Genomic DNA, 17462 nt, shown 5'->3' on the forward strand with positions numbered 1-17462 from the left:
GTACGCCGCGCCTCTCAGCCGCGGCCGAACAGGCGCGAGAGGAAGCCGGGCTCGGCCTCGCGCTCGTGGCCGGGGCAGCGGTTCGCGGGGGTCACGTTCTTCATGACCTGGTCGACGTGCTGGCCGCAGCCGGCCCAGGTGGTCTTGCCGCATTCCTTGCAGGTGACTGCTCGGCACATGGTGGTACTCCGATCTATCGGTGAGGGTGTTCTGGCGGGTTCTTCAGTGGGTGATGGGCCGTGCGGCCGGGCCGTCAGGCGAGGGAGAGGAACAGCTTCTCGAGCTGCTCGACGGTCAGGCCGTCCTCGTCCTCGGCGGTGCCCTCGGGGTCGGTCAGGCAGTTCTGCATGGCGGTGGAGACGATGCTGAAGCCGGCACGGTCCAGGGCGGTGGAGACGGCGGCCAGCTGGGTGACCACCTGCTGGCACGAGCCCTCACCCTCCACGGCCGCGATCACGGCGTCGAGCTGGCCGCGGGCACGCTTCAGGCGGTTCAGGATGCGTCGCTGGGTCGCGGGATCGGCACTGCGCACGGTGGTTCTCCTTCGGGATCTGCTGGTCAGGTGGTGGGCTGCTGCTGCGACCAGGCGCTCCAGCCGGCGTAGCTGCCGTCGAGCTCCACCACGTCGATGCCCTCGCGGCGCAGCGCGTTCGCGATCACAGAGTTGCGCACCCCGGACTGGCAGTAGGTGACCACCGTGCCCTCGCGGGGCAGGCGGTCCAGATCCCACAGGGCACGGCCCGCACTGAGCTGCTCCGATCCGGGGATGTGCCCGGCCGCGTGCTCGGAGCGGGATCGCACGTCCAGCAGCAGGGCGTGCTCGAAGCCGTCCAGTTCGGCAGGGGAGAGGACCGCGGGGACCACGGTGGGCAGGCCCTCCAGGGACTCGGTCCAGCCGACCACCTGGTCGATGCCCACCCGCAGCAGGTGGTCGCGCATCTGCGAGGCCACCTCGACGTCGTCGGTGAGCACCACCAGTGGACGCGTCTCGCGCTGCGGGTCGTAGGCCCAGGCGCCGAAGCCGGCAGCCTTGGCTGGACCGGGGATGTTCAGGGCGCCGCGCACCGTGCCCCGGTGCACCTCCGTGTGGGGGCGGGGGTCCACCACGATCACATCGTCGGCCTCGACCAGCCGCGCTAGCTCCGCCGCATCGAACCGGCGCAGGGCGGGCAGTTCACCCACCACCTGGGGCCCCTCGCGGTTCTCGACCTTCATGCGGGCGAAGTAGGCGTGGGCATCGGGCTGGCCGTCCAGCAGGGAGTCCACGAAGCCCTGCTCGTCGTCCTGCTCCACGAAGGGCGCCCACCAGGCGAAGCGACGCTCGTAGCCCACCGTGGTGGCGGGCAGTGCCCCGAGGGCCTTGCCGCAGGCACTGCCGGCACCGTGGGCGGGGTAGACCATCACGTGGTCCGGCAGCGGCCAGAACACCTCGCGCAGGCTGCGGAACAGCTGCTTGGCCCCCTCGAAGCGGGTGTCCACCCCGCCGGCGGCCTCGTCCAGCAGGTCCGGCCGGCCCAGGTCCCCGATGAAAACGAAGTCGCCGGTGAGGGCATATCCGGGGGAGTCGGCGGTGGCGCCGTCGGTGACCAGGAACATCAGGTGCTCCGGGGTGTGGCCCGGTGTGTGGCGGGCCTGGATCCGGATGTTGCCGATCCGGATCTCGTCGCCGTCGTGCAGGCGCTCGGCCTCGAAGCCGTACTGCCAGTCCTGCCCGCCCTCGCCCGAGACGTGCACGGTGGCGCCGGTGGCAGCGGCCAGCTCGCGGGTGCCGGAGAGGTAGTCGGCGTGGATGTGGGTCTCAGTGACCGCGACGATGCGCAGTCCGTGGCGGGCCGTGAGCTCCAGGTAGGGGGCGATGTCGCGGCGGGGGTCCACCACCATCGCCTCACCGGAGGCCTGGCAGCCGATCACGTAGCTCGCCTGGGCGAGGTCCTCGTCGTAGAGGCGTTCGAGCAGCATCGGGACTCCTCCTGGGGAGCGTGGTCTTCGGCATCGGACAAGATCGGTCCGCGCCATCATGCCAAATACCCCCAGGGGTATGCAAGGCACGAGTGGTGCGTCGTACGGCGGGCGGGCAGGGGGCCCTCGCGCGTGCAGGCACGATGGCCCGGAGCGGGCGCTTCCGTGCCTGGCCCACCGGCCGGTCATGCGCTGGGTCACACCGTTCGGGGTGAAACGCGGCCGATGCCGTAGTGTCATTCACGTCGTCCGCACGAACCCGCCGACCTGGCGGGGGAAGTACACGCCACGCCCTCACAGGTCGAAGCGACGGGTGCCCCACGGAGCGGACGATGGCACGGCGCTGGAAACCCCTTCCGAGGGGGACTGACGACGGTCGCGCCGCCCTTACGACGAAACTGGTTCTTCATCTCCACTTCCGCACTGCTTCTGCACGACGACGTCCCCGCCACCGCCTCACGGCCCACGCAGGTCGATGTCACCCCCTCCATCATCACCACCGCGACGGACACCGCCACCTCGGCGGCCTCCGCGCACCCCACCCTCCTCTGGCTCCGAGCAGCCGACGACGTCGTCGTCGCCACGCTCGCCGGGGAGTTCGCCGGGCACGTCGTCACCTCGACGACCTTCCCCCCGGCGCACACGGCCTACGGGCCCCAAGCCGGCCGGATCGGCGACTTCCCGTCGCTAGAATCGGCCCAGTCGGCCCTCATGGCCGTACTGAGACCCCGCACAGAGGTCGTCGACCGCATCGGTCGACGGTCCGTGCGAGGTGCACACGCTCCGCAGCGGCGTCGCCGCCTCGGACACAAGGACCACGCACGTGGTTCACGACAACGAAGGAATATCGCCATGGCTACTGGCATCGTCACCTGGTTCAACTCCGACAAGGGCTACGGCTTCATCGCCCCCGAGGACGGCTCCGCCGATGTGTTCGCGCACTTCAGCGCCATCGCCGGCACCGGTCGCCGCGACCTGGAGGAGAACCAGCGCGTGGAGTTCGAGACCGAGCGCGGCCCCAAGGGCATGCAGGCAGTGAACATCCGCCCCCTCTGATCCTCACGGCCGGTCATTCGGCCCCCGGGCAGGCGTGCTGAGCACGCCCAGCCTGATCGACGAACGTCCGTCCGGACCAGCAGCTGCTGGACCGGGCGGACGTTCCGCATTCCCCGACACATGCGATCCCCTCCACGGCCCGGGAACCGCGGCCCAGGTGCTCCTGGCACCATGGCCCGGTGGATCTGCCGCTCATCGCCCGCTCCGTCTGGGAGCGCATCACCCCCGGGGTGCCCGCCGAGGCCGGATGGTGGCTGCTGGCCGCACTGGCCGCAGCAGTACTGGTGGTGAGCGTGCCACCGCTGTGGCGCCTTGCCCGCCCCGCGGTCACGATCGTCCACGAGCTGGGCCACGCGATCGTCGGGGTGCTGATGGGACGCCGGTTCACCGGCTTCGTGGTCAGCGCCGACATGTCCGGCCACGCCGTGACCGTGGGACCCCGCCGCGGCATCGGCCGCATCCTCACCCTGCTGGCCGGTTACCCCGCCCCCGCGGTCCTGGGGGCGGTGCTGGTGCAGCTGGCCCTGGCCGGATGGGCAGGGGCCGCGCTGTTCGTCGCGGTGGTGGTGCTGGCGGTCTCACTGGTCTTCACCCGCTCGGCGCACACGGTCCTCGCCGTTCTCGGCACCACCGCGGTGATAGGCGTGACCTGGTGGTTCGGCAGCCCCATCGTGGTCACAGGGCTCACCCTCACCGCCGGGGCCTTCCTGCTGCTGGGCGCCTGGCGGCATCTCGGTGCGGTGGTGACCTCCCGCAGGCGTGGCGAGGACCCCGGTCAGCTGGCGCAGCTCACCGCGGTCCCCGCTGCGCTGTGGAACCTGGCGTTCGGACTGGTGATCGCGGCCTGCACGGCCTGGGCAGGGGCGGCCCTGCTGCCGCACCTGCGCTGAGCGCGCCTGTCACAGAGGCATGCGCACGTACACCGTCTCCAGGTACTCGGCGATGCCCTCGTGCGAGCCCTCACGCCCCAGGCCCGATTCCTTCACCCCGCCGAAGGGGGCCGAGGGGTCCGACGCGACTCCGAGGTTCACCGCGATCATCCCGGCCTCGATCCGCTGCACGGTATCGGTGACCTCGCTCAGGTCCTGCCCGGCCACGTAGGCCATCAGCCCGAACTCGGTGCGGTTCGCGGCGGCGATCATCTCCTCCACGTCGTCCATCACGATGATCGGCGCCACCGGCCCGAAGATCTCCTCGGAGTTCACGCGGGCATCCAGGGGCACATCGCCCAGCACCGTCGGCTGGTAGAAGTAGCCGGGTCGGTCCAGGCGCGCACCCCCGGTGAGCACCCGCGCGCCGCGCTGGACGGCATCGTCCACCAGCTCATCCACCTTCTGGAGCGCTGCCTCGTCGATCAGCGGCCCCAGTGTGGTGGCCTGCTCGATGCCGGGGCCCACGATCAGTTCCGTGGTGCGCTCCACCAGGGCGGCGGTGAACTCCTTCGCCACCGCGGAGTGCACGTAGAAGCGGTTCGCCGCGGTGCAGGCCTCTCCGTTGTTGCGGAACTTCGCCGGGACCGCTGCCTCCACGGCAGTGGCGATGTCGGCCGAGGGCAGCACCAGGAACGGTGCGTTGCCGCCCAGTTCCATCGAGCTGCGCAGCACGTGCTCGGCGGCCTGGCCCAGCAGGGTGCGCCCCACCCCGGTGGAGCCGGTGAACGACACCTTCCGAAGCCTCGGGTCTGCCATCAGGGTGGAGGACAGGGTGCGCGAATCGGAGGTGACCACGCAGCTCACCACGCCGGCCGGGACCCCGGCCTCGACCAGGATCTCCATCAGCAGCAGGGAGGTCAGCGGGGTCGCGGCGGCAGGCTTCAGCACCACGGTGCAGCCGGCCGCCAGGGCCGGGCCGATCTTGCGCGTCCCCATCGACAGCGGGAAGTTCCATGGCGTGATCGCCAGCACCGGGCCGACGGGGCGGGTGGAGGTGAGCACCCCGGCCTCCGCCGCCGATGCGCTGCGGAACCTGCCGGGCAGGCGCACCGCCTCCTCACTGAACCAGCGCAGGAACTCCGCCCCGTAGGTGACCTCCCCGTAGGCCTCCGCCAGCGGCTTGCCCATCTCCAGGGTCATCAGCAGCGCCAGGTCATCGGCCCGCTGGAGGCACAGCTCATAGGCGCGGTGCAGGATGTCGGCCCGGGTGCGGGGGAGGGAGGCGGCCCAGGCGTCCTGGGCGGCGACAGCGGCGTCCAGTGCTGCGATCCCCGCCCGAGCGGCATCGGCGTCGACCACGGAGGTGAGCACCTCACCGGTCGCGGGGTCGATCACCTCCAGGCCGGGGGTGCCGCCCGTGAAGGCGCCGCCGATGAACGAGCTGCGCGGCGCCCGCTCCAACAGGTCGGCGATGGTGCGGGAGGTGATCGTGGGCAGGTCCGCCATCGGGTGTCCTCCAAGGTGGCTCGGCTGGTGGTGTGCTCCATCCTCGCGCAGGAGGGGCCGGGCTGGCAGGCGAATCCCCGAGCGGGCCGCAGGGCAGGAGGCCCCGCCCGCCCAGGAGGCGGGCGCGTAGCATTGACCCGTGCCGCGCCGGCCACCGGTCACCCCTGCGGCGGGCGCCCCAGCAATCGAACGAAAGGCCGACGATGTCCCAGTACACAGGCGTAGCAGTCAGCCCCGGCCGCGTGGTCGGGACCATCCGCACGATGGCCCCGCCGGTCGCCGAACCCCCGGCCGACGAGAAGGTCCCCGACGGTATCGACCCCACGGTCGAAGCGGAGCGCATCCCCGGCGCTGCCGCCGCCGTGCAGCAGTCCCTCACCCGCCTGGCCGAGCGCGCCAAGGGCGAGGGCCGCACCATCCTCGAGGCCACCGCGCAGATGGCCGCCGATCCGTCCCTCACCCAGACCGCCCAGGGCCTGGTGCTCACCGGCGGCAAGTCCGCTGCCCGCGCCGTGTGGGAGGCCGGTGACCAGGTCGCCAACATGCTCGAGGGGTTGGGCGGGTACATGGCCGAGCGCGCCACCGACGTGCGAGACGTGCGCGGTCGCATCGTCGCCGAGCTGCGCGGCGAGCAGGCCCCCGGCATCCCGGAGGTGGAGGAGCCCTTCATCCTCACCGCCATCGACCTGGCCCCCGCCGACACCGCCACCCTGGATCCGGACCGCGTGCTGGCCCTGGTGACCTCCGATGGCGGCCCCCAGTCGCACACCGCGATCCTGGCCCGCCAGCTGGGCCTGCCCGCCATCGTGGCCGCCCGCGGCATCCACGCCTTCCCCGACGGCACCGAGGTGTTCGTGGACGCGGGTCTGGGCACCATCACCGACGAGGTCACCGACGAGCACCACCGCTTCGCCCAGGCCTGGGTGGAGCTGCAGAAGAACCCCCTGACCTACGAGGGCGGGGGAGCGGTGCTCTCCGACGGCACCGAGGTGCAGCTGCTGGCCAACATCGGCAACGCCCAGGACGCCGAGAAGGCCGCCGCCGCGCACGCCGACGGGGTGGGCCTGTTCCGCACCGAGTTCCTGTTTTTGGACCGTGAGGACGAGCCGTCGGTCGAGGAGCAGACCACGGCGTACGCCGAGGTGTTCTCCCACTTCCCCGGCCAGAAGGTGGTGGTGCGCACCATCGACGCCGGTGCCGACAAGCCGCTGCCGTTCCTTACCGACGCCGACGAGCCCAACCCGGCCCTCGGTGTGCGCGCCTACCGCACCTCCTGGGAGAAGCGCTCGGTTCTCACCAACCAGCTCGACGCGATCGCGGCGGCCGCCAAGGCCTCCGAGGCGACGGTGTGGGTGATGGCCCCGATGATCTCCACCGTGGAGGACACCGAGGACTTCGCCTCCATGTGCCGCGAGCGCGACCTGGCCCCGGCCGGGATCATGGTGGAGACCCCTTCCGCCGCGATCACCGCGGACCGCCAGCTGGCCGAGTGCGACTTCGCCTCGATCGGCACCAACGACCTCACCCAGTACACGATGGCCGCGGACCGGCAGCTGGGCTCCCTGGCCCACCTGAACAACCCGTGGCAGCCGGCGGTGCTGGCCCTGGTGCAGGCCACCTGCACCGGTGCTCGCCGCGCCGGCGGTGATCCCGAGGCGTTCGGTGCCAAGGCCAACAAGCCCGTGGGCGTGTGCGGCGAGGCCGCCGGCGACCCGGGCCTCGCGGTGGTGCTGGTGGGCCTCGGGGTCAACAGCCTCTCGATGACCCCGCGCTCCTTGCCGACCGTGGCCAAGGTGCTCTCCACCGTCACCCTCGAGCAGGCCAAGGAGCTGGCGGCGAAAGCCGTCGCCGCCCGTACCGCCGAGGAGGGCCGCGATGCGGTGCGCGCCGGCCTGCCGATCCTCGGGGAGCTGGGTCTGTGAGGCCCAGGCCGTGAGCTGAGGCCCGCACGACGGAGCGGCCCCCGCAGCGACCATCAGGTCGCCGCGGGGGCCGCTCCATGCGTGAGGGTGGGGGCTCGGCAGGCCGGTGAACGGCCGCTCGTGCCCCGGAGGCTCACTCCTCCTTGTCGAGGTCCTTCTCCAGCAGATCACCGAGAGCGTTGACGGACTCCTCGGCGCCCTCGCCCTCGGCGCGCAGCACGACCTCGTCGCCGTGGCCGGCGCCCAGGGTCATCAGCATCAGGATGCTGGAGGCCTGCACAGCGTTGCCGCCGACCTTCTCGATGGTGACGGTGGCGGGCTGCTCGCCGGCGGCCTTCGCGAAGATGCTCGCCGGGCGGGCGTGCAGGCCGGAGGAGCTGGCGATCTTGACGGTGCGTTCTGCCATGGTGCGTGCCTTTCGATGGTCCGTCCGGACGGACGGGGTGGTCGGTCGAGTGACCTGTGCTCCGTGCTCAGGGAGTCGTCGTGGGCCGGATGCCCAGGACGATAGCGGACGAGGATGGGCGGCGCAGGGGCGTCCGTGGACCCTGCACTGTCCCCCTCGTGCTAAGAGGTCGGCCTGCCGGGCCGCCACCTTCTCCCGCACTCAGACCGCGGTGTGCTGGCCACGATGGAAGGGACGAGCCGGCCCCGCGGCACGACGGCCTGACACCCCGCGCCTGGGTGAGCCGTGGGCTCGGCTCCTAGACTCCATCCATGGACCCCCGTCCGGATCCGTCTCGTCCACCCTCCGCAGGCGAGCCTGCGGAGGGCGGGGCGCTGCCTGTGGAGGACCCGTCGGATCCGAGGGTGATCGGGGCCGGCTACCAGCGCCACGAGCCACGTGCGGCACGGCTGGACCGCAACTGGAACGAACTGCTGCAGGAGATCCGGGTTCTGCAGACCGGTTCCCAGATCCTCGCCGCTTTCCTCATCGTGCTGCCGTTCCAGGCCCGCTTCGACGAGCTCGATGCGGTGCAGACCGGCTGGTACCTGGGCCTGGTGGCCTTGTCACTGGTGATCGTGGGGCTTCTGCTCACCCCGGTCGCCGTCCACCGCCACCTGTTCCGGCAGCGCGTCAAGGACGAGATGGTTGCGGTCGCCAATCGCATCCTGCGGGTGGTGCTGGCGCTGGTGGGCGTCCTGTTCAGCGGGGTGGCGATCTTCATCGTCGACGTCGTGCTGAACCGGCCGGCGGCGATCGTCGGCGGGGTCGCGATGGGTGCCCTGATGGTGGTGCTGCTGGTGGTGGTGCCCCGCCGGATCGGGCGGGGCACCCTTGAGGATGCGGACGCTCGGACCAGGGACTGAGATCAGGGACTGAGATCAGGGACTGAGATCAGCTCGCCGGTTCGGCCCGGCGGATCCGCCGGCCCGGGGTCAGCCCACGAACAGCGACAGCAGCAGCACCATGCCCAGGCCCACCAGGGAGTTACACAGCTGCAGCAGGCCCCAGGTCTTCAGGGTGTCCTTCACGGACAGACCGAAGTAGCCCTTGAACAGCCAGAACGAGGCATCGTTGACGTGGGTGAGGGTGTTGGAGCCGGCAGCCGTGGCCATCACCAGCAGGGCCGGGTCCACCCCGGCCATCATCTGCCCGGAGGCCGGGTCCATCACAGCGGCGGAGATGATGCCGGCCGCCGTCATCGCCGAGACCACGCCCTGACCGGTGGCCAGGCGGATCATCACGGTGATCAGCCAGGCCATGATGTACGGGTTGGCGTCCACACCGGTCATCAGGCCGCCGATGAAGTCGCCGATCCCGGTATCGATGATGATCTCCTTCAGCGCGCCGCCCGCACCGATGATCAGCACCACGCCGGCGATGGCCTTCACGGCCTCGTTGAATATTCGCCTCGCTGGGGTCCGCTGATCGAGGGTTCGGGTGCCACGTCGCTGCCGTAGCGGTGGCGTCGTTCGGGACCACCAGTGGTGTCGTTGGGGCCGCTCTGTCTACGCTCCTTCCGCCGTGTGTATAGGGCACGCGGCGGAAGGAGCAATCTGGAATGGTACGGAAGATCAGGGCGAAGCTGGTGCTCCAGCTGCGCGCAGAAGGTCTGTCGGGGCGAGCGATTTCGTCCTCGCAGGGCATGTCCCGCAAGTCCGTGAGGGCGGTGTTCGAGGCCGCTGACGCTGCAGGGATCGGGTGGGGCGATATCGCGGACGTCGCCGATGAGCAGGTGTATGCCCGGTTGTTCCCGGGCCGGGGCGAGCACGAGAGCGTGTTCGCACAGCCGGACTGGGAACAGGTCCATCGAGAGATGGCCAGGGTCGGCGTGACGCTGAAGCTGTTGCACGGCGAGTACTTCGACGCGACCACGGCGGCTGGGGATCCGGCGATGGGGTATGACCGGTTTTGCCGCACCTACCAGCACCACGTCATGGTCACCGGTGCCGCTTCGAGAGTCGGTCACAAGGCCGGCCAGAGCGTGGAGGTCGACTGGTCCGGCCCCACGATGGAGCTGGCCGATCCGGTCACCGGCGAGGTCTCGAAGGTGTTCTTGTTCGTTGCCTGCCTGCCTTTTTCTCGTTACGCGTTCTGCTTCCCGGCGCTGGATATGCGCCAGGAGTCCTGGCTGCGAGCGCACGTAGCGATGTTCGAGGCGCTGGGCGGGACGGTCCCGAGGATCGTTCCGGACAACCTCAAGACCGGTGTGGTGAAGCACCCCCGCGAGGGCGAGATCGTCCTGAACGATGCGTATCGCGAGATGGCAGCGCATTACTCGGCGGCGGTGCTCCCGGGGAGGGTGCGGAAACCGAAAGACAAGGCGAGCGTGGAGAACACCGTCGCGCACGTCGCGACCTGGGTCATCGCCGGGCTGCGGGATCAGCGATTCACGTCCCTGCCCGAACTTGCAGCCGCCATCGGGCAGCGGATGGAGGCCTATAACGCGGAGCCGTTCCAGAAGCGGCCCGGATCCCGCGCCAGCGTGTTCGACGCGGAGGAGCGGCCGCTGCTGACGCCGCTGCCGGCGGTGCCCTACGAGATCTCGACATGGCACTACGGACGACGAGTGGGCAGGAACGGGCACGTCACGTTCGCGCGGAACTTCTACTCCGCGCCGTTCGCGCACATCGGCGCGAAGGTCGATCTGCGCATCACGGCCCGGACGCTGGAGATCTATCAGGGCAGCCAGCGACTGACCAGTCACCTGCTGCTCCCGGAGACCGCGAGCAATGAGTACCGCACCAACGACGCGGACCTACCTGCGGGCGAGCGTTTCCAGGCCTGGGACGCGCAGAGGGTGCGGGCGTGGGCAGATCGGGTCGGGCCGGCCACGGTGATCGTGATCCAGCGGATCTTCGAGTCCGTGCCGATCGTGGAACAGGGCCTGGATCCCGCGTTGGCGGTGCTACGGCTCTCTCGCCGCTTCTCCGTAGATCGGGTCGAGGCGGCCTGCGCACTCGCGCTGACGGGACGGGTCCGTTCACCGCGCTATGCGCATCTGCACCCGATCTTGGCCACCGGGCAGGACAAGGTCGCCGCCCTGCGTCCACCCCGCGAGGAACCCGCGGAAGACGGCGGATACGTCCGTGGCGCCGACTACTACGCCGGAGGTGTCCGGTGAGCGTGATCGATAACGACACGAAGCGGAAGCTGCGCGAGATGGGCGCGACCGCGCTGCTGGACGCGATCGATGCCCAGGATGAGGCTCACGTGCTGGGGATGTCGTTCCAGGAACGGCTCCAGCTGATCGTGGACGAGGCGCATTCCATCTTCAATCATGGAAAGGTCGAGGGTCTGATCCGCCGGGCGGGGCTGCGTTATCCCGGAGCGGACCTGCGGCGGCTGGATCTGGTCGAGGAACGGGGACTGAACCGGAACGTGATCGCGCAACTGGCAACCTGCTCCTTCATCCAGCGGCAACAGAACGTGGTCTTCCAGGGCTTCACCGGCTCAGGGAAGTCCTACCTCGGCTGCGCGCTGGCGAAGCAGGCCTGCCAGCACCGGCTCCGAGCCCACTACATCCGAATGCCCGACCTCGAAGAGGCCTGGGCCCTGGCAAAGGACAAGCCGCAGGGCCAGACGAAGTTCCTGCGGAAGTACTCCACGTTCTCGCTGCTGGTGATCGACGAGTGGCTGCTGGACCATCCTGACGAGGGAATGCGTTCGATGCTGCTGGAACTGCTCGAGCGCCGCTATGACACCGGCTCGACCGTGTTCTGCACCCAGTACCCGAAGAAGGACTGGCACGCCCGGCTCGGTGGAGCAGTCCACGCCGATGCGATCATGGACCGCATCGTGCACAACACAATCTGGATCGACACCGGCGACAGGAACATGCGAGAACACACCGCACTGCCCCAGTGACCCGATGCCGGCGGGAGCCAGTGGTCCCCACCGCGGCGGCTACTGGCCCCCGTCGGCACGATCGGCGGTCCCCAAGAGCAAGATTCGGTGGCTCCCACGACTACGAATACTCACCTCGTCGAACTTGTCCATCACCCAGCTGAAGGGGCGGTCCTGGCGGGTTCCGAACAGGAAGAACGCGGCGATCATGGCGATCGTGATCGCCACCGGCGAGGAGCCGATGAAGTTCACGACGTCGTAGGACCAGGTGCCCTCGGTGAGCCACACGTTGGCGACGGTGGCGGTGATCATGATGATCGCCGGGATCAGCGGGGTCAGGATCGAGATCGCGAAGCTGGGGCGGTTCTCGGGTGCGACCACCTCGTCCTGCTTCATCATCGCGGGCTCGGCGTAGTCCAGGCTGCCCAGGAAGCGCGGCAGGACCCACCCGGTCACCGCGATCGTGGCGATAGCGATCGGGATGCCGTAGATGTAGGTCATGCCTGTGTCGGCGTTGTAGGCGTCCACCAGGGCCACCGGGCCGGGCTGCGGGACGAACAGGGAGTGAGCGGTGGTGGTGGCGGCGACCGCGGGGATCGCCAGCTTCATGAACGGCATCTTGGCCTCGTGGGCCACCGCGATGATCAGCGGCGCCAGCACGATGAAGGCCACCTCGTAGAACATCGCCAGGCCGAACACGGTGCCGCAGACCACGAGCGACACCTTCACCCAGCGCAGGCCCAGGCGGTCGATGAGGGTCTGGGCGATCTGGGCGGCGGCACCGGAGTCCACCATCAGCTTGCCGATCACCGCACCGAACACCACGATGATCGCCAGCGAGCCCAGGGTGCTCCCGAAGCCGGTCATCATCGTGTCCAGCAGGGAGCCCAGGGTCAGTTCGTCACCGGGGATCCATCCGGCCAGCACCGAGACCATCTCGGCCACACCGATCAGCAGCGCCGCCAGCAACAGCGCCAGCATCGCATTGAGCTTGTACTTGATGTTGAGCACGAGCATCAGGCCGATGCCCAGCACGATCCACAGGATGTGCAGCCACTCCATTGGTCCTCAACCTCCGCGCCGTCACAGGGCCGGATGCGGGAGCGGCGCTCAGGTCATCCGGAGGAGGGGGCGGGACAGTGCTGTGCCGCTGCTTGCCAGCTGCGAACAAGGTCACGGTGAACAGAAGAGGGAGGAAGCGGGCGCGCGGGTCGTTCGTCCCGAGGTGGCCGGCTGCTGCGGACGAGGGCAGGGGACACCGAAGGGCGGTGCCGCGATCTCGTCGCGAGCACCGCCCTTCGGTGGGGGAGAGCGTGGTCCGGGTGCGGGCGCTCAGTGGCGCTGCGCCCGGGACGGGTTCACTTCGAGGACTTCGAGCCCTTGCCGGAGCCCTGCATCAGCAGGGAGGCGCCGATGCCCAGCATCCACACGTCCTTGGCCAGCGCAGTGCCGTCCTGCGTGGGAGCCAGGCTGCCCTCCTCGCGCATACCCGGGGTCTTCAGGTACATGCCCACCAGGCCGCCGGAGAAGGCGGTGAGTGCGAGGCCGGCCACGCGGGCGGGGACGAAGGGGGCCAGCAGGAGCGCGCCGGTGGCGATCTCACCCACGGACAGGGCCTTGCCGAAGGTGGCAGGCTCGAGGTCCTTGAGGAACGGATAGGTGCCCGCGGCCATGCCCTGCAGGCCTGCGGCCGACTCCTCGTCCAGGTTCCACTTGTTGAGGCCGGAGTTCAGGATGAAAGCGCCGGTCGCGAGGCGGGTGGGGATGTTGTGCAGCTTCATGGGGGTGTCGCTCCTCGGGGGTGCCGACGATGATGCCGAGCAAAGTGATTGATATTTGAAGTACTGTGATGAGTCTGGCCGTTCCGCACCCTCGCTGTCAAGCGCCGGGGCAGGCGGCCACCTCCCATACTGGTGCAGTCACCGGTCCCGCGCCGCCCCTTCGACCGATCAGGAGTCCTCCCTGTGAGCACCGCCCCCGTGAAACTCGCCGTCGGCGATCCCGCCCCTGCCTTCGACCTGCCCACCGCCGGTGGCGGACGCGTGAGCCTCGATGACCTGCGCGGTGCACCCGCCGTGATCTGGTTCTACCCCGCGGCCAACACCACGCTGTGCACCACCCAGGCCTGCGACCTGCGCGACAACCACCAGATGTTCGTCGACGCCGGGTACCGGGTGGTGGGGATCTCCCCGGATCCGGTTCCCGAACTGGACCGCTTCGTCAGCGAGCAGGACCTTCCCTACACCCTCGCCTCCGACGAGTCCCACGAGGCCATGACCGCCTACGGCGCCTGGGGCGAGAAGAACATGTACGGCAAGCTCGTCCAAGGGACCATTCGGAGCACCTTCGCGATCGACGCCGAGGGGACCCTCACCCTCGTCAAGTACCGCGTGGGCACCCCGAAGCACATCGAGCTGCTGCGCACCAAGCTCTCGCTCTGACCCCTGCCGCGGCATTCCCCGGCGCTTCGCACGGGAAACCGAGCTCGCCCCGGGGAGCGCACGGCGGCGGCATGTGATGCGTGACAGGTCGCTCCGTGACCGCTTTGGCAGTGCACCGGCCCTCCCGTATGCTGTGTCGGCGTGCCGTACAACGACACCAGGAGACGTGGCAGAGCGGCCGAATGCGCTCCCCTGCTAAGGGAGTAGGTGGTGAGAAACCGCCTCGGAGGTTCAAATCCTCTCGTCTCCGCCCACCCCGAGGGCCCCGGCGATCACCGTCGGGGCCCTCGTCGTTCCTCAGGGCGACGTCGGCGGCACCATGCTGTGCCCCGGTCCTGTGCGTGCACCGCATGGGGCGCGGGCATGGGCACCCCGGGACCTCCCTGCCGCCGGGCGGTAGTCTGGTCCCGTTCATCCCGCGCCGTGGCGGTCGCCCTCGACGTCGGTGACCGCTCTGCGGCGCCGTCCCACCCAGGAGGCCCCGTGCCCGATGCCGCCGACATCCATGTCCCGACCCTGACCGCCGAGTTCCCGGTGGTCGGGGACGACCCCCACATCGATGCCCCGCTGCGCGCCACCGTGCGGCGCCTGTCCACCCTGCTGGGGCGCACCCTCGCCGACCAGAACGGTCCCGAGCTGCTGGAGCTCGTGGAGCAGGTGCGGCAGCAGACCAAGGACGTGAAGGCCTCCCACAGCACCGTCGAGGCGCACGAGGTGCAGCAGCGCCTGGCCGAGCTGCCCATCGAGCAGGCCACCGCGCTCACCCGGGCCTTCACCCAGTACTTCCTGCTGGCCAACGCTGCGGAGCAGGTGTACCGCGTGCGTGCCCTGGCGGAGCGTCCGTCGGCGGAGTCCTGGGTGCCTCGCACCGTACGGGCGATCCACGAGGAGCTGGGCTCCGAGGGGCTGCAGGAAGCGGTGGACTCCCTGGACGTGCGCCTGGTGTTCACCGCGCACCCCACCGAGGCCTCGCGCCGCGCCGTGCTGACGAAGCTGCGTCGCATCTCCGACCTGCTGGAGACCGAGACGGAGGAGGGCACGGTCGAGCGACGTCGTCAGGACCATGACCTGGCCGAGCTGATCGAGTCGCTGTGGCAGACCGACGAGCTGCGCCGCCAGCGCCCCACCCCGCAGGACGAGGCCCGCAACGCCCTGTACTACCTGCGCCAGATCTACTCCCAGACCATGCCGGCCATGCTCGATGACCTGCGCGACGAGCTGCGCACCCATGGCGCCGAACTGCGCGACCGCCAGGTGCCGCTGCGCTTCGGCTCCTGGATCGGTGGGGACCGCGACGGCAACCCGTACGTGACCGCCGAGGTGACCCGTGACGTCCTGCAGCTGCAGGCCGACACCGCGATCGACATCGCCATCGAGGCGATCAACGACCTGATCGTGGAGCTGTCCGTCTCCAGCGCCCTGACCGGCGAGGACGAGGAACTGCTGGCGAGCCTGCGGGCGGACCTCGAGCACGTGACCGACATCGACGAGGTGCAGCAGAACCTCTACGCGGAGGAGCCCTACCGGCTGAAGCTCGGCGCCATGCGCTCCAAGCTGCGCGCCACCCGCAAGCGGATCCACCAGGGCGAGCCGCACGTGCCCGGCCAGGACTACCGTGACGGCAGCGAGCTGCAGGACGACTTCACGGTGGTGCGCGAGGCCCTGCGCCGCCATGGCGCGGTGCGCATGGCCGACGGCAACCTGGCCATCGCCCAGCTGGTGCTGGCAGGGTCCGGCCTGAACCTGGCCACCCTGGACGTGCGCGAGCACGCGGAGAAGCACCACGAGGTGCTGGAGCGACTGTTCGACCAGGTGGGCGAGCTGGAGACGCCCTACGGGCAGCTCGACCCCGCCCAGCGCACGAAGGTCCTGTCGGCGGAGCTGGCCAGCCGCCGGCCGCTGGTGGGGTCGGCGATCACCGAGGACGAGACCATCCTGGACGACTCCACGCGCACCACCTACAACGTGTTCCGGGAGATCCGGGAGGCCCACCGCACCTACGGGCGTCACGTGATCGAGACCTACATCATCTCCATGACCCGAGGCGCGCACGACGTGCTGGCCGCGGTGCTGCTGGCCCGCGAGGCAGGCCTGGTGAACATCGCCGGCGGTGAGGAGAAGAACCGCTCCGACATCGGCTTCGTGCCGCTGCTGGAGACCATCGAGGAGCTGCGCCATGCCGGCGAGATCCTCGACGAGCTGCTGAGCGACCCCTCCTACCGCGAGATCGTGCGCCTGCGCGGCGACCGCCAGGAGGTCATGCTGGGCTACTCCGACGGCAACAAGGAAGCCGGCGTGATGACCAGCCAGTGGGAGATCCACCAGGCCCAGCGGCGGCTGCGCGACGCGGCTGCCCGCCACGGGGTGACGCTGCGTCTGTTCCACGGCCGCGGCGGGTCCGTGGGCCGTGGTGGCGGCCCGACGTACGACGCGATCCTCGCCCAGCCGTACGGGGTGCTGGAGGGAGAGATCAAGTTCACCGAGCAGGGCGAGGTCATCTCTGACAAGTACACCTTGCCCCCGCTCGCCCGGGAGAACCTGGACCTCTCGCTGGCAGCGGTGCTGGAGGGCTCGGCGCTGCACACCCGACCGCGCACCACCCCGGAGCAGCTGGACCGCTTCGGCGAGGTGATGGAGACGGTCTCGGATGCGGCGTTCGCGGCGTACCGCAAGCTCGCCGATGACCCTGACCTGCCCGAGTACTTCGTGACCTCCACACCGGTGGAACTGCTGGGTGACCTGAACATCGGCTCCCGGCCCTCCAAGCGCACCACCTCCGAGAAGGGTCTGGACGGGCTGAGGGCGATCCCGTGGGTGTTCGGCTGGACGCAGTCACGGCAGATCGTGCCGGGCTGGTTCGGCGCCGGCTCCGGCCTGAAGGCCGCTCGTGAGGCCGGACTCGAACCGGATCTGCACAACATGCTGCGCCACTGGCACTTCTTCCGCACCGTGATCAGTAATGTCGAGATGACCCTGGCCAAGACCGACATGCAGATCGCGGCGCACTACGTGCACTCGCTGGTACCGGAGCGGCTGTGGCCCCTGTTCGAGACCATCCGGGCGGAGTACACGCTGGCGGTGGAGGAGATCGAACGCCTCACCGGTGTGCTGGGTCTGCTGGACAACCAGCCGGTCCTGAAGCGCACCCTGGCGGTGCGCGACCGGTACCTCGACCCGATCTCGTACATGCAGGTGGCTCTGCTGCAGCGCGCCCGTGCGGCCTCCGAGCGCGGGGAGCCGATGGAGCCCGACCTGCAGCGTGCCCTGCTCACCACGATCAACGGCGTAGCGGCCGGCCTCAAGAACACCGGCTGATCCCTGCCCTGCCCTGCCCTGGCCTGGTCTGTCGTGGCCTGCGCAGCCGTGCTCTGCCCTGTCCTGCCGCGACCTGCCCCGTCCTGCCGTGCTCAGCCGC

At 69.8% G+C, this 17462-nt stretch carries 16 protein-coding genes and 1 tRNA gene; 9 read left to right on the forward strand and 8 right to left on the reverse strand.

Features of this window, described 5'->3' with window-relative positions:
• Nucleotides 1-14 precede the first annotated feature (14 nt).
• The 3 genes from JOD52_RS01785 to JOD52_RS01795 all read right to left on the reverse strand — a co-directional run bounded on the left by JOD52_RS01785 (nt 15) and on the right by JOD52_RS01795 (nt 1959).
• The gene (locus JOD52_RS01785; protein ID WP_204408619.1) at nt 15-179 is read right to left on the reverse strand and encodes a hypothetical protein; all 165 of its coding nucleotides are present in this window, start codon (nt 177-179) and stop codon (nt 15-17) included.
• Nucleotides 180-253: 74 nt separating this feature from the next.
• On the reverse strand, nt 254-532 hold the full coding sequence (locus JOD52_RS01790) for a metal-sensitive transcriptional regulator (RefSeq protein WP_017824961.1): 279 nt from the start codon (nt 530-532) through the stop codon (nt 254-256).
• Between the two features lie 26 nt (nt 533-558).
• On the reverse strand, nt 559-1959 hold the full coding sequence (locus JOD52_RS01795) for an MBL fold metallo-hydrolase (protein WP_204408620.1): 1401 nt from the start codon (nt 1957-1959) through the stop codon (nt 559-561).
• A gap of 852 nt (nt 1960-2811) precedes the next feature.
• Here JOD52_RS01795 and JOD52_RS01800 point away from each other — a divergent pair.
• Both JOD52_RS01800 and JOD52_RS01805 read left to right on the forward strand, forming a co-directional pair.
• Complete coding sequence (locus tag JOD52_RS01800; protein WP_017824964.1) at nt 2812-3015, forward strand: cold-shock protein; 204 nt, start codon at nt 2812-2814, stop codon at nt 3013-3015.
• A 179-nt stretch (nt 3016-3194) separates the two neighbouring features.
• On the forward strand, nt 3195-3905 hold the full coding sequence (locus JOD52_RS01805; protein ID WP_204408621.1) for a M50 family metallopeptidase: 711 nt from the start codon (nt 3195-3197) through the stop codon (nt 3903-3905).
• Between the two features lie 9 nt (nt 3906-3914).
• On the opposite strand, the gene JOD52_RS01810 is transcribed toward JOD52_RS01805, so the two are convergent.
• On the reverse strand, nt 3915-5393 hold the full coding sequence (locus tag JOD52_RS01810; protein WP_017824966.1) for an NAD-dependent succinate-semialdehyde dehydrogenase: 1479 nt from the start codon (nt 5391-5393) through the stop codon (nt 3915-3917).
• A 203-nt stretch (nt 5394-5596) separates the two neighbouring features.
• On the opposite strand from JOD52_RS01810, the gene ptsP reads away from it, so the two are divergent.
• Nucleotides 5597-7315 (forward strand): phosphoenolpyruvate--protein phosphotransferase, encoded by a 1719-nt coding sequence (gene ptsP / locus JOD52_RS01815; protein WP_204408622.1) that lies wholly within the window; start codon nt 5597-5599, stop codon nt 7313-7315.
• Between the two features lie 133 nt (nt 7316-7448).
• Here the strand turns inward: ptsP and JOD52_RS01820 are convergent, their stop codons facing one another.
• Entirely contained in the window at nt 7449-7721 is a 273-nt protein-coding gene (locus tag JOD52_RS01820) for an HPr family phosphocarrier protein (protein WP_017824968.1), read from the reverse strand.
• Between the two features lie 311 nt (nt 7722-8032).
• Between JOD52_RS01820 and JOD52_RS01825 the strand changes: the two genes are divergently transcribed.
• A complete protein-coding gene (locus tag JOD52_RS01825) occupies nt 8033-8626 on the forward strand; it encodes a DUF6328 family protein (protein ID WP_237738765.1) in 594 nt (197 codons plus the stop codon).
• 69 nt (nt 8627-8695) lie between these two features.
• Here JOD52_RS01825 and JOD52_RS01830 read toward each other — a convergent pair whose 3' ends face one another.
• Nucleotides 8696-9166 carry a GntT/GntP/DsdX family permease gene (locus JOD52_RS01830; protein WP_338124126.1) on the reverse strand — a complete coding sequence of 157 codons (471 nt, stop codon included), beginning with the start codon at nt 9164-9166 and terminating at the stop codon, nt 8696-8698.
• Between the two features lie 155 nt (nt 9167-9321).
• On the opposite strand from JOD52_RS01830, the gene istA reads away from it, so the two are divergent.
• Entirely contained in the window at nt 9322-10884 is a 1563-nt protein-coding gene (istA, locus tag JOD52_RS01835) for an IS21 family transposase (protein WP_204408388.1), read from the forward strand.
• Nucleotides 10881-11627, forward strand: coding sequence for an ATP-binding protein (locus JOD52_RS01840; protein ID WP_338124028.1), 747 nt, complete (start codon nt 10881-10883; stop codon nt 11625-11627). Before istA ends, JOD52_RS01840 begins: the two co-directional genes overlap by 4 nt.
• A gap of 39 nt (nt 11628-11666) precedes the next feature.
• On the opposite strand, the gene JOD52_RS01845 is transcribed toward JOD52_RS01840, so the two are convergent.
• Both JOD52_RS01845 and JOD52_RS01850 read right to left on the reverse strand, forming a co-directional pair.
• Nucleotides 11667-12668, reverse strand: a complete 1002-nt coding sequence (locus JOD52_RS01845) for a gluconate:H+ symporter (protein ID WP_204408623.1) — start codon at nt 12666-12668, stop codon at nt 11667-11669.
• Between the two features lie 296 nt (nt 12669-12964).
• The gene (locus JOD52_RS01850; protein WP_017824971.1) at nt 12965-13387 is read right to left on the reverse strand and encodes a hypothetical protein; all 423 of its coding nucleotides are present in this window, start codon (nt 13385-13387) and stop codon (nt 12965-12967) included.
• Between the two features lie 183 nt (nt 13388-13570).
• On the opposite strand from JOD52_RS01850, the gene JOD52_RS01855 reads away from it, so the two are divergent.
• The 3 genes from JOD52_RS01855 to ppc all read left to right on the forward strand — a co-directional run bounded on the left by JOD52_RS01855 (nt 13571) and on the right by ppc (nt 17362).
• Nucleotides 13571-14047, forward strand: coding sequence for a peroxiredoxin (locus tag JOD52_RS01855; RefSeq protein WP_017824972.1), 477 nt, complete (start codon nt 13571-13573; stop codon nt 14045-14047).
• 160 nt (nt 14048-14207) lie between these two features.
• Nucleotides 14208-14297, forward strand: a tRNA-Ser gene (locus tag JOD52_RS01860).
• 233 nt (nt 14298-14530) lie between these two features.
• Nucleotides 14531-17362, forward strand: a complete 2832-nt coding sequence (gene ppc, locus JOD52_RS01865; protein ID WP_204408624.1) for a phosphoenolpyruvate carboxylase — start codon at nt 14531-14533, stop codon at nt 17360-17362.
• The last annotated feature ends 100 nt before the right edge of the window (nt 17363-17462 follow it).

The organism is Brachybacterium muris (genome assembly GCF_016907455.1).
Taxonomy (GTDB): Bacteria; Actinomycetota; Actinomycetes; order Actinomycetales; family Dermabacteraceae; genus Brachybacterium; species Brachybacterium muris.